This is a genomic window from Vibrio bivalvicida (assembly GCF_001399455.2).
GTDB classification, from domain to species: Bacteria; Pseudomonadota; Gammaproteobacteria; order Enterobacterales; family Vibrionaceae; genus Vibrio; species Vibrio bivalvicida.
The window spans coordinates 85,293-104,540 of record NZ_LLEI02000083.1 but is presented as its reverse complement, the minus strand read 5'-3'; the positions used below and the strand labels follow the sequence as shown (position 1 = coordinate 104,540).

The window sequence follows — 19,248 nt, the reverse complement described above, 5'->3', positions numbered from 1 at the left end:
TAATGCAATCTGTCTCATATTTTACGGGATGGAGTGTGGAATTGTTGGGGAAATATTCTAATACTGAATTGTACAAAGATAATTAAAAAATACTCACCACAAAATGGTTCAGTTCGTTCAGTCAATGCCAATGGAGGGCGTTAAAGAATGAAAGATCACACACGTCAGACTAAGAAGTTTTCTATACAGTTCACGGTCGGAACCATGTTCTTATGTGCCACTCTGTTTACCGCATCTGTCGCCATTGGGCTACAGTACTATTTCAGTAAACAGATGTCGGAAGAAAATGTACTGGCTAAGCTTACTTCCGCCTCTTCGGATATTGGATCTTATCTCGAACTGGTGGATAAAAACGCGACAAATAGCGTGCAGATTCTCAAAAGCGTTGCTGAATCAACGACTCACACTTTTGCTGAAACCGAAATACGCAATATATTCACTTTAATCCTCGAAGATAACCCACTTTTTTATAGCCTGTATGTTGGGCGTGACAATGATGATTTTTATCAGATCATTAACTTGGAATCCTCTTCGATTGTAAGGGAAAAAATAGAAGCCGATCTCAATGATCGTTGGGTTATTATCAATATATCCGGCTCTGAAAATCAGCGAATTCGTACAACCAACTATCTCACAAAAAATTTTAAGCTGACCAAGAAAATAACCGAAGTCAGCAACTATTTTCCTACTCAAAGGCCTTGGTACTTGGGACCCAAACATCAGCAGGTATTTAAAACAGAGCCTTATCTATTTCAGCACCTCAAGATTACAGGACAGACATACTCTATTCGCACTCAATCAAGAGTGATAGGAGTGGACATTGTCCATTCGGCAATGAAAGAAAAGATGATGCCTACGCAACTCGGACTTTCACCTGATAGTGGTACAGAGTCTTTTGTTTTTAATGACAAGGGCGAGGTGATTGCGTCCAACGTTGAGTTGTATCACGAAGTGCGTATCCCGAACCCAAAGCCCCTAGCTCTGAGCGAGAGTGAGAAAGCCGATATAGAAGCTGTGGGTTCGCTTATGGTCTCCAATCAAAATGATTGGGGGCCTTACGATTATGCTCAATCAGGACAACCAAAAGGATATGCGATAGATCTGTTGAGTATTCTGTCCCAGATGACAGGGATAGAGCTAGAATTTGTTAATGGATTTAATTCGATGACGCTGTCACAAATGTATCACCAAGGAGAGCTCGATTTACTTCACTCTGTGCCTGAAACTAAAGCGGTGAGTGGAGTGAAAAGCGCCATAATGTTTAGTGGCGAGTTGGCGCTAGCTTCCAATCCTGATAAGCCAGTTTACTCGTCACTGGCCAGCCTCTCTCAAGAGTCGATTGCAGTTGTCGGTGGCTATGGAATGAAATCGTGGTTACTAGAGCAAGCACCAACTCTAAACCTAACTGAAGTATCGAGTTTAGATGAAGCCAAACAAGGGCTTGCCACGAAACACTATGACTATATCATTGATACCTTTCATACGTTATCTGAACTAAATGAACTGTCTAATACCGAACAAGCCAAGGTATCAAAGTTGTCCGGTATTGAAATACTCCCTTTTCATTTCTATATGAAAAGGGAGCATAGCTCTGTAGTCGATATTTTAGATAAAGCTTTACTAGCTATCACGCCACAACAACGAACCGCTTTGAAGGAAAAATGGTTGGATACCAGCCAATGGCGAGGAACGTTTTTACCTTACCCTGAGCTTTTTTCCGCATCGCGCAGTCCCAGCCTCCATAACTCGATGGTTAAAATTGATATTCAAGGGCAACAGTACTTTATCTATGTGACTCCGCTGTTGTCGGAACAAAATCACAATGAATTCTATGCAGTAGTGCTGCCTGAAGACATCATTTATGAGCAAGTTTGGCCTAAACTGATGACCTCGATCGGGCTGACCGTTTTAATAATGACGGTCTTGCTTCCTTTAGCGTGGAAATTTAGCGCTCCAATTGTTGTTCCAGTTAAAGCGTTACGTCTAGAAACCAAGAAAATAAAAGCGAGAGATTATGACGCAGTATCTCTGGTTAATACGCGAATCAAAGAAGTATCAGAGTTATCTGAATCTATCGCTTCGATGGGGGCGGCGCTCAAACAGCATGAAAAGCAACAAGAAGACTTTGTCGAATCTTTTATTAAGTTGATTGCACAGGCTATTGATGACAAATCCCCTTACACAGCGGGCCACTGTAACCGAGTTCCTGAGTTGGGGATGATGTTGGCAAAAGCGGTAGAAGAGTGCCAAGAAGGCAAATTCAAACCGTTTAAGTTTGAGAGTGATGACGAAAGAAGAGAGTTCAGAATTGCGGCTTGGCTACACGACTGCGGAAAGATCACTACCCCAGAGCACATTGTTGATAAAGGAACAAAATTAGAAGCCAATTACAACCGTATTCACGAAATTCGTATGCGCTTTGAAGTGCTTTGGCGAGATGCAGAAATTATGTTTTTAACATCACAGCTTGCAGCCAGCAAAGACAAATCTACTGCGTTAGCAGAGCTAAAAAGTATCAAGCATACGTTGCAAGAAGAATTTGAGTTTGTCGCTCGCGCCAATGTAGGCGGCGAGTTTATGGGCCAAGAAGAGGTTGAGCGCATCAAAGAAATTGCCCAAAGAACCTGGCAGCGGAACTTTGATGACCGGCTAGGCCTATCTCCATTTGAAGATTTAAACAAACCGAAATCTGAAACAGTTCTTCCTGTGACGGAGTCTTTACTCTCTGATAAACCTGAACATATCCAAAAGAGAATTCGCCCATTAGAGTTTGATGATAAGTTTGCGATTAAAGTGGATGTGCCTGAGCATCAATATAATCTCGGTGAGATATATAATTTGTCTATCTCTCGCGGTACGTTGACCGCTGAAGATAGATTCAAAATCAATGAGCATATGATCAGTGGTATTAAAATGCTTGAAGCGCTGCCATTTCCTAAAGAGCTCAGTCGTGTGCCACGCTACGCATCCACACACCATGAAACTCTCAAAGGAACGGGTTATCCACGTAAATTGAAAGCAGAAGACATTTCGATTCCAGAGCGAGTGTTAGTTATTGCAGATATATTCGAAGCACTTACAGCAGCGGACAGGCCCTATAAGAAAGCTAAACCTATTAGCGTTGCGATAGACATTTTGTACAAGATGGCGCAAGACGAACATGTTGATATGGACCTGTTCTTGCTATTCCTAGAAAGTGGTGTTTATTTGGATTACGCTCAGGCATTTCTTCCCGAAAGCCAGATTGATCAAGTTGATATCAGCCAGTACTTTTCCGAGCAGCAAGTTGCTTAGCTATTCTGAGTTGTTGGTCGAGAAGCATTTGATATCTTGAAGGAAGAGCTCCCAATTTAGGGAGTTTTTCTGTTGCTACGAACTCCGCAATGGATTGCCCATGGTAAGGGTGTTTGCCTGACATAGCCTGAAGTGTCAGTGCTAACGAGGTATAGTCATCTTGAATGCGAATAAGGCCATGGCGTTTTAGCGCGCTGACACATGCAAAGCTGGGTGTAACAGAAGAGTGTGCTTGCTCTGAGTAACGTCGCCCGATTGGAAGTACGCTACCAAGATCGACAAAGACAGGCTCACCGTTTGGGCTAGTTAAGATGTTTGCAGGTTTTATGTCACCGTGGATAAAACCCGTCTCATGAATTGTTCTAAGCCCAGTTTCGAGTTTTGATATCAAAGCGCTATTCGATTGAGCTTTACAGTCAGCCTGCGATTGACCTTCGACAAATCCGTACATCAGCCAACTGGTCTGATTATGGCTATCGGCATCGATAAAACTAGGCCAATAGCTAGAAGCATAGTTAGCTAGAAAATTAGCCTCGTTGTGGAGTTGAGATTTGGCAAGTTTAGAAAGAGCAAATTTGAGGGCAACCTTTCCGTATAAAGGGCTATCAACGAGATACACTTGATTACCAATATGCGAGCAATAGGAAACCCCTAGAGCTCGCATACAATTTTGGATGCTAGGATGCAGTGATGAACTAGCATCCCTCATCTTAAATACTGGCAGGAAGAGTGAAAGCAGAGAAGAAGTTAGGAACAAATGGGTTATTTTGTCCTTGCGTCTTAATGCTTAGTTGAACCTGACTATCGTCATAAACAAACTTCACGGTAGTATCTTGGGAGGTTGTTGAGACCACTCTTGGTTCAATCAGTTTGAACCAAGCCCAGCTGCCGGTGAAGGCTTCGTCTGCTATCTGCGTATTTTGCGCTTGCAACTTGAAGCTAATGGCATCTTTGTCGACATCAGTCGCTGACCAAGATTGCTTACTCCACAGTCTTGGACCGTGCTGATAAATAAACAGAGGCTTCTCAGCAATGATCGAGAACTGAGTTAAGTTTGAACTCATCTCTTTTGCTTTTAATTGAAACTGAAGTGACAGGTTTTGCGGGTCTTGCAAAAACAATGCATTGCGAATATCTGTGGCTTTGCCAATCATTTGCCAAACATTTGGGTCAAGTGCGAGTCCAGAGTTTGGTAGCAATCCTGGCAAGAAAGGCGAACGTTCATCGGTAGAAAAGCTTTTTAATTTGGATTGATAGAACTTATCCAACACACCATTGCTTTTAAAAAACGAGGCAACATCACTGGTAGTTGCATCCACCGACGCCGTTCTATTGAATGGATAATAGGCTGCAATGGTGTTTTGATAGGTTTGGAACACTTCTGACTGCCAGGTTGAATTGAGATAGCCATGCGCTAGCAGCATCACCATCTCGTTAGCTTGCTTGGTTATGCCATTGATTATGTTTACGGAAAGCAGTGGTTGTTTTTCAGTCTGCTTTGCGACGGCCGATACAGGGTTGCCGACTTTCAGTTCGGCTGTTAGCGTAGCGAACGCAAGCTCCTGAGGGGTATCTGAAGAGTAAAACTGCTCTAGATAAGTCTCCATCTCTGTTATCTGAGTGAGTATGGTATCTATCGGTTTGACACCTTGGTCATCTGCTTTTACCTGTTTGTGATACGGCATAAATGCAATGTAAATCTGGCGAGCCGATTCTTTTCTATCAGCATCTTGGGCTGGAGGTTGCGCCTGGCCTTCTTCTGCCTTTGGGACCTCGATTTCTACCGAAGTATATTTACTGATCGTGCCATAGAGCTGTGCTAGTGGATTGTTGGATGCATTAGTCAATACAGAGAGGGCATTTTTTAATGTATCAGCACTATCTACGCTATTAGCTTGAATGTGAGATGTAAAATCTCTCCAGTAATTGATGTAGTCATTCTGATACATCTGTTTTAGATCTCGACTAATTCGGTAAAGCTCAAGGGCACTTGGTGAGTTCCCCGCTACACCTTCATAGGCTTGCAATGCTTCTGTCAGGGCAGGGGAACCGACAGAAAGGTCAAGTTCATTAAAACCTGAAGGTGTGTATAAATAAGGGACTAAGTAGCCAACATAGTTTGGTGAGAAACTGAGTAACTGTGAAAAATTGGAACCCAGCTCTTGGCGTACGTCGACCCGTTTAGAGTAAGTCGGTGAGTTTAGAATATGCTCGTAAAGTAGCGTTTCGACACCAGTTTGATTGATGACTTTCTTCGCTAGTTTTTCAAGATCAAAATTGGCTTTGGTTGGTACAATGTCTTGGGCAAAAACGTCATCAAGTAGGATTTTAAGCTGCGCAAGATTTACACTATCTGCTTCGCCCTGATCGGTCAGTGAAGACATAAAGTAACTCTTTAGCTCTTCAATATTGGTGCGTTTAGGGTCAAACAACAATCGGTAGTTATTGAGCAGTGATAAGGTCTTCGCTTGATCTTCAAGGTTGACGTACACGAACAAATCTTTTTCTAACGTGTTTTCCATCGAAGGAATCAAAACACGAGCAAGCTCATCGAAATAGGCCGCTTCCACGACTTTCTTAATGCTTGAGCTCGGCATAAATGAAAGTGTGTACCAAGGGTCAGGCTCGAGATAGAGTGCGTATATGCGATTGAGTGAGTACAGGTTAGGGATATTATCCGCCATGTTTTCAATGTCGTAAGGAGACGCCGCGATCGCTTCTTTGTATCGTTCAAGCATGTTGTCTGCGCGGGTTTCACGAGCGTTTTGGTAATCAAAATCAAGTTTGATTACGGCTAAAAGAGTGATGAGGAAAGCAGCGCAGAACACGGTGTAAGCACCTTGCCAGAAAATCAGCATGTTTTCTTTGCGTCGGTTAACCCCAACCAATTCGTTTTCGTTCAAGACGACGTGATTCATGATGTGCTGAGCAAATAGGGTCTGAGTGACAGGTATTTGCTGATGCTGCTGGAATTTTTCGTTGCCTAAAGACTCGTTGACCACATTAGCAAGAAGATCGTACTGTTTCTCGCTCGCCCCACTGTGGGTAAAGTAAAATCCTCTAAAATTCAGCCCGTTGTTTAGCTGGTCCCCACGATAAAGCCTTTGTAGGAAATGCCACAAGCTCTGTTTTAGCAAACCAAATTGGTAGGGCGCAGCACATATAGAGTTACGGTATTCCTGATTTAACTGTGAAGATAGGGCGCTACTAGTGTTAGCGATTAACTGACTGATTAGATGGTCATATTCTTCATGGAACCAGTCTGCATCAATACCACCATTTTTAATCACCGGAGAAGTCGCGCCGAACACATCATTGCGTTTTGCTTCATCGAAAGCAGAGAAAAACTGGCAAAAATCATTGACCTGACCCATGTTAGTGATGAGGTTATAAACGGGCAAACTCAAACCGAAGGTGTCATTGAAGGTTTTGATGGTCGATTTAACATCATCTGCTCGTTGAGTGAGTTTCTCTTTATTACCCAGTAATGTCGCGACCTCGGTTGTTAACAATAAGCCGTTAATGGCTTGGCGTGGACGCCATTTGTTTAGACAGTTAGAAAGCGTTTTAAGGTATTGAGGTTGCTGATCGTCCCCCATGCTAATAGAAATAAGAATGGAGTGTTCACTTAGCCAGAAAAGGATTGGGAACTCAATGTCATTGCCAAAATCATCTACCTTGTATGCCTCGTAACCCATCTGCGTGATGATACTTTTGTCCTTACATGGATCATCACTCAACAGAAGATAGATAGGCTGGTCATAACGGCTGTTTAAACGTTTTTTACGTTTTTGAACACCAAGCATGCGTTTAAAATGTAGTGCTAATAGTTTGCTACGTTTTTGAACCAATAGCCTTTGCTGATCGGGTTCTTTGCTAGCGCCACTTTTTCGTCTCATTAGCCAAAACGTGATAAGTCCAACCACCAGACCTGAAATGAAGGTTAATGCACCACCTAGCATCAGCTTATCTAGCCACCAAGTTAATGCTCCACCGATCAGCATAACCAGCACTGCAAGCACAATAGACCAGATTATTCCGCGCTTTTTGGTGTTTTGTGAGGGTTTAGCGTCACTCATCGTTATTGTGCCTCTTTATCATTTTTATGGTCGCTTTGCGTATTTCTGACGATGATTGGTGTGAGCTGGTCTTTCTCAATATACCAACTCTTAATTTCTCTGGCTTGTATTGAAGATTCACTTCGAACAATTACGCGGAAGTAAGAATCGAACTCGTCTACTACAGGCTCGTATTTAGATGGAGCGAGTTTAGAAGTAAAGTTTTCAGCATTGGTTTTGGAAGAGAAGGTGGCCAACTGAACTAACCAAGTGGAATGACTAGTCCCCAAATTAGCTGGCGCAGGGGCATCGACAAGTTCTACTTTACTTGCCCGTTGTGGCAAGGTTTCTAAATCGGCATCGTCACTGATAAATACAATATCGTTCACTTGGCCGGACATGACGTAACGTGTGCTGAAGTCAGGTAAGTTGTTAAAGTCTCTTGCGCGTTGAGAGTGAGTATTGTTGTACCAAAAGTAAGTAAGTCCAATACTCGTGAAGATTAGGCACAAGAAGAAGATAGTTGTGATCAAATAGCGCTTACGACGAGTCGGTTTGCGAACCTTGGGAAGTTTAGTGCGAGTGTGGCAGTGCATTGTACTCGACTGACGGTACTGACTGACTAACTGCTCTAGCTGATGGATAAAGGCTTTGAGCTGGTCATTGCCTGTTTCTCGGTATTGACCTTTAAAGCCGATATTCAAGAAAATGTAGATAATTTCGAGCAGGTCAATCATCTTGTGCGGCTGTCTGAGTGCTTTGTCTGAGACAGTGAAGAACAACTCACCACCATTTCGCATACCAAACAGCTCACTAAGCAGGGTTTTATTTTCCCAGCCTCTAGACTCTCCCCATTGGCTATAAATGATTAGTTCATCTAAGACAACAGCATATAGAAAGCAAAGTTTATCGATTACTGCAACCGGGTACGAAAGCTCTGCCCCTTTTATTTTGATGTCGTTAATGCCATCAACCAATTGCTGACGTAGGGTAGTGACATCTTCTGGTTCAGGAAGTGTCGAAACTTTTAGGGTTGTCGCTAATAGTTCGCTGCTTATATTAAGGAGCTGGTTTTCAGCTTTATCAAAATAGTGCAGGAACTCACTGCGCCCACGGCTGGCGTCAACAGATAGCCAAGAACTGTCGCTGCTATCCTCCTCCTTAGCGACGAAATCGGACTCTTTTGCATCCCAGGCTAGGGTTTCTTCATCCAAATAGTTCATAGCGTTATCTCAGGGCATAGAGCATGACTTCAAGGTCAGCAATTCGAGTGTCAACGTGGAGAGCAATCGCATCACGGTTTTCTAACATCTCTAACCACATGCGGTCGGCTGTATCTACCTCAAAATAGGACACACCCTGCATTGGCTTTAGCTCGCTCGGCGCTACAGGAAGTGGAGACAGTGCAATACCAGATAAGCCATTGCGTACGATTTCGACAATGCGAGCGTTGTTGCTGAGCTTGGCGGCAATTGGGAACAGTTCGCTGAGTTCGGCGCTGCTAATGGTCGATTTGACTGAGAGTACAAAGCGACGATTTGAAACGCTGGCGGTGTCCTTAATTAATGTTCTTAGCAGTCGGCGTCTCTCAAACAGAGAACTATCCCAAGCAAACTCAAGGACAGAGTCTTGCTGAACAAGTGTCAACATGTTGCGCAGTGAGGCAAATAGAGTATTAAAACTCTCATATAGCTTGTGGTATTGCAAAGGCAAACATGGTTCAGGAATTGCTGGGGTTAACGCCATGATCTGTGCTTCGAACTTGCGTAATTCGCCGTAAACTTGGTGCGTTTGCAGCTTTGGGTTAGCCATTGTTAGATCAAACCATGGAAGCCAACTGTTTAACGTCTGTAGCCATAAATAGTCTTGCATCATTGACTGTGGACTTTTCTGACCTTGGCCCGCTTGGATCCTTTGCAATAGGGTGGTGGCACGGTTAGAGGTTAGGGCATGTATTTCTTTAAGCCGCTCTAGTAAAAGCTGTGATGCACCGTAATGCAAACAGGCCGGAATAAACGCACGGTCAAGAATGACTTCACCCGCTTCAGTGCACTCTAGAATTTTGGCTACTGGAATAAGTGTAAAGCCGGACGTGTCTTCACCTTCAAGCTTAATTGAGGTATTTAAATGCGCAACGTCAATTTCTACGCTAGCATTTTCTGATGTCGATGTGTCGAACACGTTGATAGAGCGAGACAGGTAGCGGCCTTGATCCGACTGTTCTTGACCATAGTCATTATTGCCTTGCAGTGAGATAGGCAGTGCAAGATAGACCACTGTTTCAATACTGCCTTGAATGACATCTCTTGCCACTTCATGCTTCATTTCAAACTGAGTGCCGTCAGGAAAGATACCGGCGCTACTAGCAATCGAAAGCTTGCCAATTTTCAATAATTCGTGGTTGATGGTGAGTTCTGTCACACCATAAAAGGGAGCAAAGCCAGCAAGCGTCTCGACGTTTTGACGAACATAGTTCTGAACGTAGCGATCTTGTTGCTGAAAATGTTGTGGGGCAATAAACATGCCTTCTTGCCATACTACTTTTTTAAACGCGTCCACGTAAATTCCCTATATACTGACTAAAAAATTTGCCACCAGCTCGATTCTGGAGTGACTATTTCTAATGTGGCTTTAGAGCCTTGTAAGTTGAGTTGCAGATATTGATCTGCTTGCAACGGTAACGTTGAAAATGCTTTTGTTTCACTGTTTTGGTAATCAACAAACTCGACTAGTACTGCCACGTATTGAGTCGTTTTATTTATGTCCAACACTTGATCGACATTCGCGTCTGGAAGAACAACAGGCAGAACTTGCTTAGATACAAGGTTGGCGCTTAAAAGCTGAACATCGTTGGAATACAAGTCGATAAACGGCAGTTGATTAAACATCTGCACATCTGTGAGTTGATACAATCTCACAACGACTGGGTTTGCGGCGTTAGAATCTGAAGGATTCATCGCAGTATCTGATTTGATCGTTAAGTTGTATTGAGACACGACAGGCACTGGATCAGAAGAACAACCAGCGAGGAATAGCACTGTCGCCAAATACCACTTTTTCATCAGCTTTCCTCTCTCTGTTTTTGCATATTTTCTAAAAACAAAGCTTTAAACTGGCGACGGAAGTCCCCATTTTGCTGACGGTGTTGGAAGTGTTTACGATAAATCTTCCAATATTTCTTCTCTTTATTACTAAACAGCCCACCTGAAAGGTATTCGCTAAACTGACTTTCCAACTCCTGTGGAGCGAATTCACTAAGGAACTGATCAACAGTTTTCTCAAGTGCCTCAAACAAAGCATCATGATGAAGCATTGGGTTTTGCAAGTATTGCTGATTTTTTTCCGAGAGCGTGAGAAGCTTCTCGATCGACGCTTCCAATTGAGTATTTTGATTGGGGGTATCGACAGGTAAGTATTCTAGATCAGTGGCGGGCTCGAATGTTTTCACCTGCCCTAATTCATCCACCTCGACATGTGCCGCTATTTCATCACTATCTAAGTCTTCAAAAGGGTCTGAGGCGAAAGGGTCATCACTAAGTACATTTTTATGAGAAAAAGTACCGCTGTTTTCTTTCGGCTTAGGCGTTTCGGCTTGCTCTAAGAACTCGGTGTCATCATCGTTAAGATTCAGCTCAAATGGCTGTGAAAAAACATCGTCGCTATTCTCTGGCTGAGCTACTTCTACATTGGAAGAGACTAAGGTAGATACAAGCATGGTGTAGCTTTCTACTTTGATGATGTCGCCGTCATTGAGTGGATACTCTTTATCTTTCACCATGACTTTGTCATTGAGCAGCGCACTATTTTGTCCGCGGCTAATCAATACATACCCACGTTCAGTTAGATGCACTTCACCGTGAGTTCGAGAAATTCGTTTGCTTTGGTCGGGTAAACAGATATCACACGCAGGAGCACGACCAAGAGTGCCTCCTGATTCTGGAAGATACACAACTCTTGAGGATACGACCTCTTCAGTGGGTACAGAAATCAAATGGATACTGACGGCCACTAGTTACCTCTCACACTTAGATACGGCTGCATTAAATACAGACAGAAAACCAGAATACTTACTTAGGAAACGATTTGAAAAATAGACGCCCATTGGTTTAGTTTCGAGAACTTGATACTGGAAAAAATCATTGGGCAAACCTGCTTCATCTAACTCACTTTTGAAGACCAAATCATCTTCTAAAGCGATGTCAATTTCCCTTTGTTTTAAAAGCTTTAGTAATACTTTAGCATCTCTAGGCTGTTTGACTACGTTATAGCCATTACGTTTTAACCAAAACCACTTGTTCGACCCAAATTTGGCCGAGAATTTAAGGTTAAGTTTTGACAATTCATCGATTTTAGGCTCGACCCCAGGGCCGAAATACCACATCAACTTCTGCTCTGCGATGGGTGCCGAAAGTGTGGCATACTCATCTCGTTCGTCGGTTTGTGTTGCGACAAAGAACCCATGTTGAGCACCACTATGAACGCGTAGTTGAGCGTCAGACCAACTGGTCATTGTAAGTTGATAAGGTTGCCCCATTTTTCCAAGGACGCACTTTACTTTATCCAATGCTAGTCCTTGCATCTGTCCATGCTTGTATTCTTGGTATGGCGCCCACTCTTGAGTGGTCAACAACAATCGAGCTGGTCCAATGCTAGTTTGTGCGAAAGCCTGGGTGCTGTTTAACAGCCCCATAATAATCAGTAGGCAGAAAGTAAAACTTGGCATCATTCTGACCATTCATTTCCTCCAATTAACTCGGAAATTTTTAAAATTGAAACTGGGGGATAATAATCCAACGCGCGCGCCGCACCCACATTCACTATGTACGAGTACTGACTGAGCGGTTCAATGGGTAAATCTTGGGCTCTACTTTTGTTGCTTAGGATCTGTTCCGCTTTATGTCCCGCAAATTCACCAACGTTATAATAACGGCTAACTATACCAAATAGCGCGTTGTGATTGCGAATAGGGGATTCAGTTGCTGAAAAAGTAGCAATTCCTTGTGCGTGTAGGCTATCTACAATTCCCCTTCCTTGACTGATAATGTATGAATCGGGCGGCAAATAAGCGAGCTGCACTTTATCTTCAAGCATAGTATCAATCACTTTGGACAGAGAGCTTAAGTCGGGCTTGCCATTTTTTGTCCGCAGCGGATACAAATACACATCGATACCAAACTTGGCAGACAGCATTTGTATCTTACGTGCGGTAATTACAGCGTTGTTTTCAAGGGGGTTAAAAACGATCCCCATTGTTGAGATATTTGGTAGTTTTTGAATTGCGTTAAACTGCACTTGATGCGGTACGATGTGGCTAACACCAGTAAAGTTGCGATGTTCAGAGGCGTAATCAGACACTATTTTCGAGCCAACAGGATCTGTCACAATACTAAATACGACAGGTGTCTCGCTGTGCGTTCGAAATGAGGTTGGTTTATCCTCAGTTCCAAGTAATGATAGGGTCGTCGTTGTACCAAATGTATAGACAAGATCGGCGTCGTATGAATCTATGTCGGCGATATAGCCTGACAAGGTGTCTCGATCTCTTTTGGCATCTAGCAAGGTGTAGCTGACGGGCATCTTACTAGAGAGGTACTCCATAAACCCTTTTTCTGCGTCGGTTACTCCTCGCCATAAGATCATGACGACGTGTTTTTTTTCTGCAGAAAGTGCGATCGTTGGTACTGAAAACTGCGCGACCAAGGTGATCAAAATCAAGATGAAAACTCTCATTTTGCTACCTCTAGTTGTCTGTCTTTCTTAGTGAAAAATGCATAGAATCCCACGAGTACTGTTGAACTGATGAACAGTGTGATGCCAAACAGAATAATGGTGTCCTCGAAGCCGAATAAACTTAGACACAAGCCCGCTAGCATTGGGCCCGCAATGTTGCCAATGCGCTCAGTTAAACGGAAAATGCCGATCGTTTTTCCCTTATCAATGCCCTCATGGGCAAGTAAATCCATGACTAAAGGAATCTGTGGAGAAACGCTAATTCCGTGTGCAATACCGACTAGGACCACGATCAACAGCAAGCCCAAGGTCCCTGGCAAAATGACAATATTGACCAATGCCAGTGCAGACAGTAGCCCACCGAACACGATGAATTTAATCTTGTTGTCCCAGCGGTCAACCAGAAAAGCGCTCAGCGGTGATATTACGATAATGGCGAGACCGTAGCTCATCATGACACGGCCAGATACCGCGCTGCTTTCGCCTAGATGTTGCAAATAAACAGGGCAGATGTAATACAAGAAACCAGTCAACACGACCTTAGCCGGAATCGCGCTGAAAAAAGTGATCAAAGAGAAGTATTTGTTGCTAAGTAGGATTTTAAAGTCATGCAGCCTAACCGGTTTACTTTGCGCATTTGAGCTGCCATGACTAAAGAAACTCATTACGAAAATTACGCTTATTAGAGCGAGCACAGAGGCCAACATAAAGGTTACATTGTAGCCGAGCTTGTCAGCAAGAATTCCCCCGATTGCGGCTCCGCAAAGCGAACCGGAAAAGAACGAAGATAAGAAGGTCGACATGCCTTTGGTGCGATTTTTAGCGGTCGTGGTATCGGTGATATAGCCTTGAGCTGAAATGAAAACTATACCATAACCCACTGCCGTGTAGGCGCGAGCAATAAGAAGAAGTTCGAGTGTCTGACACATGGCAGTCAGCGCTAGCCCCGTGCTGGTAATCAAGCCTCCGATAATTAGAGATTTTCTACGCCCAACTTTGTCTGACCAATAGCCAGCAAAAGGCAAAGAAATCGCCCAGCAGAACATAAATAATGATATCGGTAAACTTGTTACTAAGCTGTCTGGAATCCAATTCTGCGAGCGTGATAAGCTTGCGACAAAGTTAGGAAAAAATGCCAATGAAGCGGCTTCGGCAAAGACCAACATGAACAGCGGCAGTCGAATAAAGCGATAATCTTGAAGGTTTTGTACTTTTAGCTTCTTACTCACATGCTGGCGCTGAATAATCGTGTTGATAGCACCTGTGACTCGTCCTAATTCATCTTTAGCTGAAATATGCGCAAGCCATAACGAAGCACCAATCTTAGAGTGGGTAAGCAGTTGTTTGATCTGGTGCCAAGGCTTAATGATCATAAAGTTGCAAACAAACAATATGATCTCTATGACAACAAGGGCAGAAGCGATCAGCACCGTCAGCATATCCATCAAGCTATCTTCGATAAGTTGAGGAATGATGTTCATATCGGTGGTCATTCGAATTGATGTCGATGACTCTTGGTCAATGTTTAGGTCAACCGAAGATGAGTGGTCATTACCCACAAATTGAGCTGGAAATTGGTACAAAGATCTATCCGCTTGTCGTAACTCTATGGAGAGAAGCTCTTTATGTTGGCGGGTATATTCTGAAAACTCTTCTTCCAACCCATAAAGTTTATCGAGTGGAACACCATGGTTAAGTAGTCTTTGAATCATACTACTAAGCGTGTCACCGATGACCATCGACTTTTGTTCTAGCTGTGTTTCGTAAATGGTAGAAAACTTATCTAAAGCTTGGTATGAGCTACCCAAATTTGAAGCTACAGTGAGAACGATTGCTAAGGCAATAATAAGCAGCGGAAAGTACTTGTCACGAAAGCGTTGCCAACCATTTTTCCCACTTTTAGAAAAAAATCGTTGATTGGCATGCTCAATCAGTTCTTTGTCGCTGAGATCGGGCTGCTCAAGTGTTTTGGATATGTTTTCGAGCTTTAGTAGCAAGAAATTAAGGCCGGTATACAAGATGAAATAACCAATCACACAAGCGACGAGCACCCACATCAAAGTATCAGTGAGTTGTTGCTTCAATAGTGTATGTTTGATGCTATCTAAGTAACCGGTGGAGTAGTAAAGCTGTAATGCACCTTCTTTTACATCAAACGTATTGTTGATGTCCGCTGTTATCATTCGCTCATGCTCTGTTGCAGCACCGGCAGAATAAAGAACGTCGCCTTTGCTGCTGACGACTTGCATTCGGCTGATGCCGTCGACTAAAGAGAGGCGCCTCTCAAGAAGTGATTGGATATTGGATATAGAAGAAAGAGGCAAACCTAAACTGATCGCTTGCTTAATGTCGTGATCAGTTTCATTTAACACCACTTGGTAAGTGGAGTCGCTTGTTTGGGTAAGCCTCTTTTCAAAGTTAAGGTAGTTGAGGGTACTATTTAGACCATTGGAAAACAGCAAGACAGCGAAAATCGCCAACACAAGTTTGACCCGCAATGAGAAAAACGTACGACGTGTAGAGATTTGATTGTGGCTCATACTTACTGCTTTCCTTTACGACACTTTATTGGATAGTTAGCTCAAAACCTGCGGGACTAGCGACAGCAACGACAGAAACCTGAGTGATTGGCTGTTGTTGACTTAAACGGCTAATACATTCTTCAGCGAGCTTTGGCATTAACGAGCGGTTAATGATCTGCTCTACAGCTCGACCGCCAGTTGTTGGGTCAGTGTTTTTGTTAACGACAAAGTCAACAAAGCCCTTATCCCAAGTGAAGCTTGCTTGGTATTGCTCCGCCAGTTTCTTTTTGATGCGGTTAAGAGAGATTTCTGTAATTTTAGCTAACTCTTCATCGTTAAGAGGGTAGTATGGCACAATGGTTGTGCGTCCCAAGAAAGCGGGTTTGAAGTAGTGCTGCAGATCAGGACGAATACTTTCTAACAGCTCTTCGTTGGTCATGCGCTCTTCACGATCTTCACACGCATCGCAAATCGCTTGGTCTGCGGCATTCGAAGTCATGATGATAATGGTGTTTTTAAAGTCGACGGTACGACCTTCACTGTCTTTGATTTGGCCCTTGTCAAAAATCTGGTAGAACAAATCGTGAACACCCGGATGAGCCTTCTCCATTTCGTCTAGGAGCAGCACTGAATATGGGTTGCGTCGAATAGCCTCGGTTAAGACACCGCCTTCACCAAAACCCACATAACCTGCTGGAGAGCCAAGAAGCATAGAGATTTTATGCTCTTCCTTAAACTCGGTCATGTTGATAACGGTAAGATCATTGCTTCCACCGTATAGCTGCTCTGCAAGTGCCATCGCGGTTTCAGTTTTACCAACCCCACTTGGGCCACACATTAGGAACACGCCAATTGGTTTACGGCTATCAGTCAAGCCAGCGCGTGAAATTCGGATGGCTTTCGCAAGCTCTTGCTTAGCCACATCCTGACCGATAACACGTTTATCCAGCTGTTCCTCAAGAGAAAGTAGGCGTGCAATTTCGTCACTCATCATGTTGCCAACAGGGATACCTGTCCAGTTGGCAATAATCTGCGCGATAGTATTGTCATCGACCATGGCATTGACTAAAGGAAGTTCGCCCTGAAGCTCGTGCAGTTTATCAAGCGTGTCGTTAAGCTCTTTCTGTTTAGCTAAGTTGCCTTTTTCTTCGCCTTCTGCGCTGCTGATATCTTCCTGTAGCGCTTTGATTTGATCCACTAGCTCAACTTCTTGTGCCCAACGGCTATTCAGCGCCTGAAGCTCAGTTTCATTGGCCTCGATTTCAGTGGTGATTTCAGCGATTTCTTCTTCCGCAATACCAAACAGCGCATTCTCTTTCTCTAGCGCTGCTTTCTCGTTATTTTGGTAGCGGATGGCTTGCTCTAGTGTTTCAATTACTTCTGGTTTAGCACCTTGAGTCAGGGCGATACGAGCACTAGCGGTATCGAGCAGACTGATTGCCTTGTCAGGCAATTGACGACTAGGTAGGTAACGGATAGACAGGTTGACCGCTGCATCAATAGCTGTTTCGGCAATAAATGCACCGTGGTGTTTTTGCAAAGATGCTGCGATACCACGAAGCATTTGCTTTGCATCGTCTGCATTGGGCTCTTCAATCGAAACTACTTGGAAACGACGAGTAAGGGCAGGATCTTTTTCAAAGTATTTTTTGTACTCAGCCCAAGTTGTCGCGGCGATAGTCTTGAACTCACCTCGGGCAAGAGCAGGTTTTAGCAAGTTTGCGGCATCATTTTGACCTGCTGCGCCACCAGCGCCGATCAATGTGTGCGCCTCATCTATAAAGACGATAATAGGCACTTCGCTGTTTTTAACTTCATTGATGACATCTTTTAGGCGGTTTTCAAACTCACCTTTGACACTCGCGCCCGCTTGTAGCAGGCCGAGATCAAGCGAGTGAATCTGAACGCCTTGAAGAGCGCCGGGTACTTCATCGGCAGCGATTCTTAATGCTAGACCTTCCACAACCGCTGTCTTACCAACGCCTGGCTCACCCACCATGATCGGGTTATTCTGACGTTTTCGGCAAAGAATATCGACCGCTTTACGTACCTCTGCGTTTCGACCAGAAATTGGATCAATCTTGCCGTCAATAGCTTGTTGGGTAAGGTTGATCGTGTATTTACTTAAGGCATCATTTGCGGTTGATTGGCCAGCGGCAGCGCCACCTTCAATCGATGTCGTTTTGCTACGAGCAACCGCTGTTTTGTTAATAAGACCTTGTAATGATTCTAGTGACACTGACTGCAGGCTTTCAAGTTGCAACGTACTGACACCCAGAACGTTCTGCTGCATTAAAGCTTGAACTAGGTGCAAGCTGATCACTTCTCCATGTCCATAGTTAACAGAAGCGATCATCCAAGCGTCTTTAATGAGCTCTGTCAGGCCATGACTCAATGTAGGCTGACCTTCACTACCTTTAGGTAGGCGGGCTATTTTCGTTGATAGCTCATTCACAAGGCTATCTTGAGACAACTTTTGCGATTGCATCAAGTTGTTTAGGTTAGCATCTTGCTGAGAGATGAGTTGAAGCAACCAATGCTCAATTTCAATAGAAGGAACGCCCTGATTCATGGCGGCTCCGGCAGATACTTCAAGAGCTTGTTTCAGCTCGGGAGATAGTTTGGCGACTAAATTGGTCAGTGTTACTTGTGTCATACTGTTTTCCTTGTATTTCGAAGCATCAAAACAACGAAGTTACGGATTGTTTCCATCATTTGAGCAAGATACTAATCATTTTGTGCGGCTTACGTTCCGGTGCAAGGCAATCTACCTCTCCCAGTTTGGCGGCACGGTTGATGTTGCTGGAAAGTTTTGGTCGCGATAGGTATTCGCGTTTGACCTTAAGATAAATCGAAACGGGAGTGTTATCGCGTAGATAATGCTGAATGAGTTCACGCATACTGGTTGCTAACATTCGGTCGTTTTGAATATCAATAAGGTCTTGTTCATTGGCTGGCTTAATAGACACAACCAAATGATTAAAGTGTGTTAAACAAGTTTTACCAATCAGGAAACCTTGGCCAATGCGGCTGTTATAAGTTCGGTTTACGCCTAACTTGGTTAATGAGTCCACCGGCAGTTGGCGACGTTCTTGCTGCTTTGCTGCCACTTCGATGTCGAAAGGGAAGTAGTCATTTAACATCTGCTCTAGGCTAGCGAGGTTTCTACTGCTTTGCCCAAGTAAAAAAGCGTATTGGAAGAAGTTGCCATGTTGGTCGTTGAGCGCTGCTATTTGGTTTAGCAACCGTGTTTTCTCTGGATGAAGTTCGTTCTGTACCACTAACCAAGGTGATGTTTCGAGTTGTGCTATTAACTCAAAATATCTTTGGTTAAACACGTCTAGAAAATCTTTAAGTGCGTGATCATCATCATGAAGCGCGGCCAGAAGCTCTTCGTAAATGTAGTAGGGGATTACCCCTTTAACACCAGATAAGGCCTGTTTCGCCAGTCGTAGTTTCGCGTTATTATTTTTTAAAGAGAAATACTGGATTTCGCTTGCATCCCCAGTTGGCATCGCCTCAGCTTTGAGCACCAGTCGGATTCGCTGATCTGACTGAGTAATGAAGTGCGATAGCAGCCTCATAGCTTGAGCAAAATCGTATTTCTCAGTGTTGTTCGTTAGGTCGTTAACTACATTCATTTT

Annotated in this window: 12 protein-coding genes; 1 reads left to right on the top strand and 11 read right to left on the bottom strand. The window is 43.7% G+C overall.

Going from position 1 to position 19,248, the window contains the following annotated elements:
- Positions 1 to 147: 147 nt before the first annotated feature.
- Positions 148 to 3,294: an HD domain-containing phosphohydrolase gene (locus APB76_RS20365; protein WP_049843998.1), complete on the top strand. Its 3,147-nt coding sequence runs from the start codon at positions 148 to 150 to the stop codon at positions 3,292 to 3,294.
- Here APB76_RS20365 and APB76_RS20360 read toward each other — a convergent pair.
- The 11 genes from APB76_RS20360 to APB76_RS20310 form a co-directional block, all read right to left on the bottom strand.
- On the bottom strand, positions 3,260 to 3,913 hold the full coding sequence (locus APB76_RS20360; RefSeq protein ID WP_054962473.1) for a protein kinase domain-containing protein: 654 nt from the start codon (positions 3,911 to 3,913) through the stop codon (positions 3,260 to 3,262). The genes APB76_RS20365 and APB76_RS20360 overlap by 35 nt on opposite strands.
- Positions 3,914 to 4,004: 91 nt before the next feature.
- On the bottom strand, positions 4,005 to 7,373 hold the full coding sequence (gene tssM / locus APB76_RS20355) for a type VI secretion system membrane subunit TssM (RefSeq protein ID WP_054962472.1): 3,369 nt from the start codon (positions 7,371 to 7,373) through the stop codon (positions 4,005 to 4,007).
- A 2-nt stretch (positions 7,374 to 7,375) separates the two neighbouring features.
- Positions 7,376 to 8,575 (bottom strand): type IVB secretion system protein IcmH/DotU, encoded by a 1,200-nt coding sequence (gene icmH, locus APB76_RS20350; RefSeq protein WP_054962471.1) that lies wholly within the window; start codon positions 8,573 to 8,575, stop codon positions 7,376 to 7,378.
- Between the two features lie 4 nt (positions 8,576 to 8,579).
- On the bottom strand, positions 8,580 to 9,911 hold the full coding sequence (gene tssK / locus APB76_RS20345) for a type VI secretion system baseplate subunit TssK (protein ID WP_054962470.1): 1,332 nt from the start codon (positions 9,909 to 9,911) through the stop codon (positions 8,580 to 8,582).
- Positions 9,912 to 9,931: 20 nt separating this feature from the next.
- Positions 9,932 to 10,414: a type VI secretion system lipoprotein TssJ gene (gene tssJ, locus APB76_RS20340; RefSeq protein WP_049844003.1), complete on the bottom strand. Its 483-nt coding sequence runs from the start codon at positions 10,412 to 10,414 to the stop codon at positions 9,932 to 9,934.
- The gene (locus APB76_RS20335; RefSeq protein ID WP_049844004.1) at positions 10,414 to 11,361 is read right to left on the bottom strand and encodes an FHA domain-containing protein; all 948 of its coding nucleotides are present in this window, start codon (positions 11,359 to 11,361) and stop codon (positions 10,414 to 10,416) included. The genes tssJ and APB76_RS20335 overlap by 1 nt, the downstream gene beginning before the upstream one ends.
- 3 nt (positions 11,362 to 11,364) lie before the next feature.
- Positions 11,365 to 12,087 (bottom strand): type 2 periplasmic-binding domain-containing protein, encoded by a 723-nt coding sequence (locus APB76_RS20330; protein WP_049844005.1) that lies wholly within the window; start codon positions 12,085 to 12,087, stop codon positions 11,365 to 11,367.
- The gene (locus APB76_RS20325; RefSeq protein ID WP_049844006.1) at positions 12,075 to 13,082 is read right to left on the bottom strand and encodes an ABC transporter substrate binding protein; all 1,008 of its coding nucleotides are present in this window, start codon (positions 13,080 to 13,082) and stop codon (positions 12,075 to 12,077) included. The genes APB76_RS20330 and APB76_RS20325 overlap by 13 nt, the downstream gene beginning before the upstream one ends.
- Entirely contained in the window at positions 13,079 to 15,622 is a 2,544-nt protein-coding gene (locus APB76_RS20320; protein ID WP_054962469.1) for an MFS transporter, read from the bottom strand. The genes APB76_RS20325 and APB76_RS20320 overlap by 4 nt, the downstream gene beginning before the upstream one ends.
- Before the next feature lie 25 nt (positions 15,623 to 15,647).
- A complete protein-coding gene (tssH, locus tag APB76_RS20315) occupies positions 15,648 to 18,260 on the bottom strand; it encodes a type VI secretion system ATPase TssH (protein WP_054962468.1) in 2,613 nt (870 codons plus the stop codon).
- Between the two features lie 55 nt (positions 18,261 to 18,315).
- Positions 18,316 to 19,245, bottom strand: a complete 930-nt coding sequence (locus APB76_RS20310) for a type VI secretion system baseplate subunit TssG (RefSeq protein ID WP_054962467.1) — start codon at positions 19,243 to 19,245, stop codon at positions 18,316 to 18,318.
- Between the last annotated feature and the right edge of the window lie 3 nt (positions 19,246 to 19,248).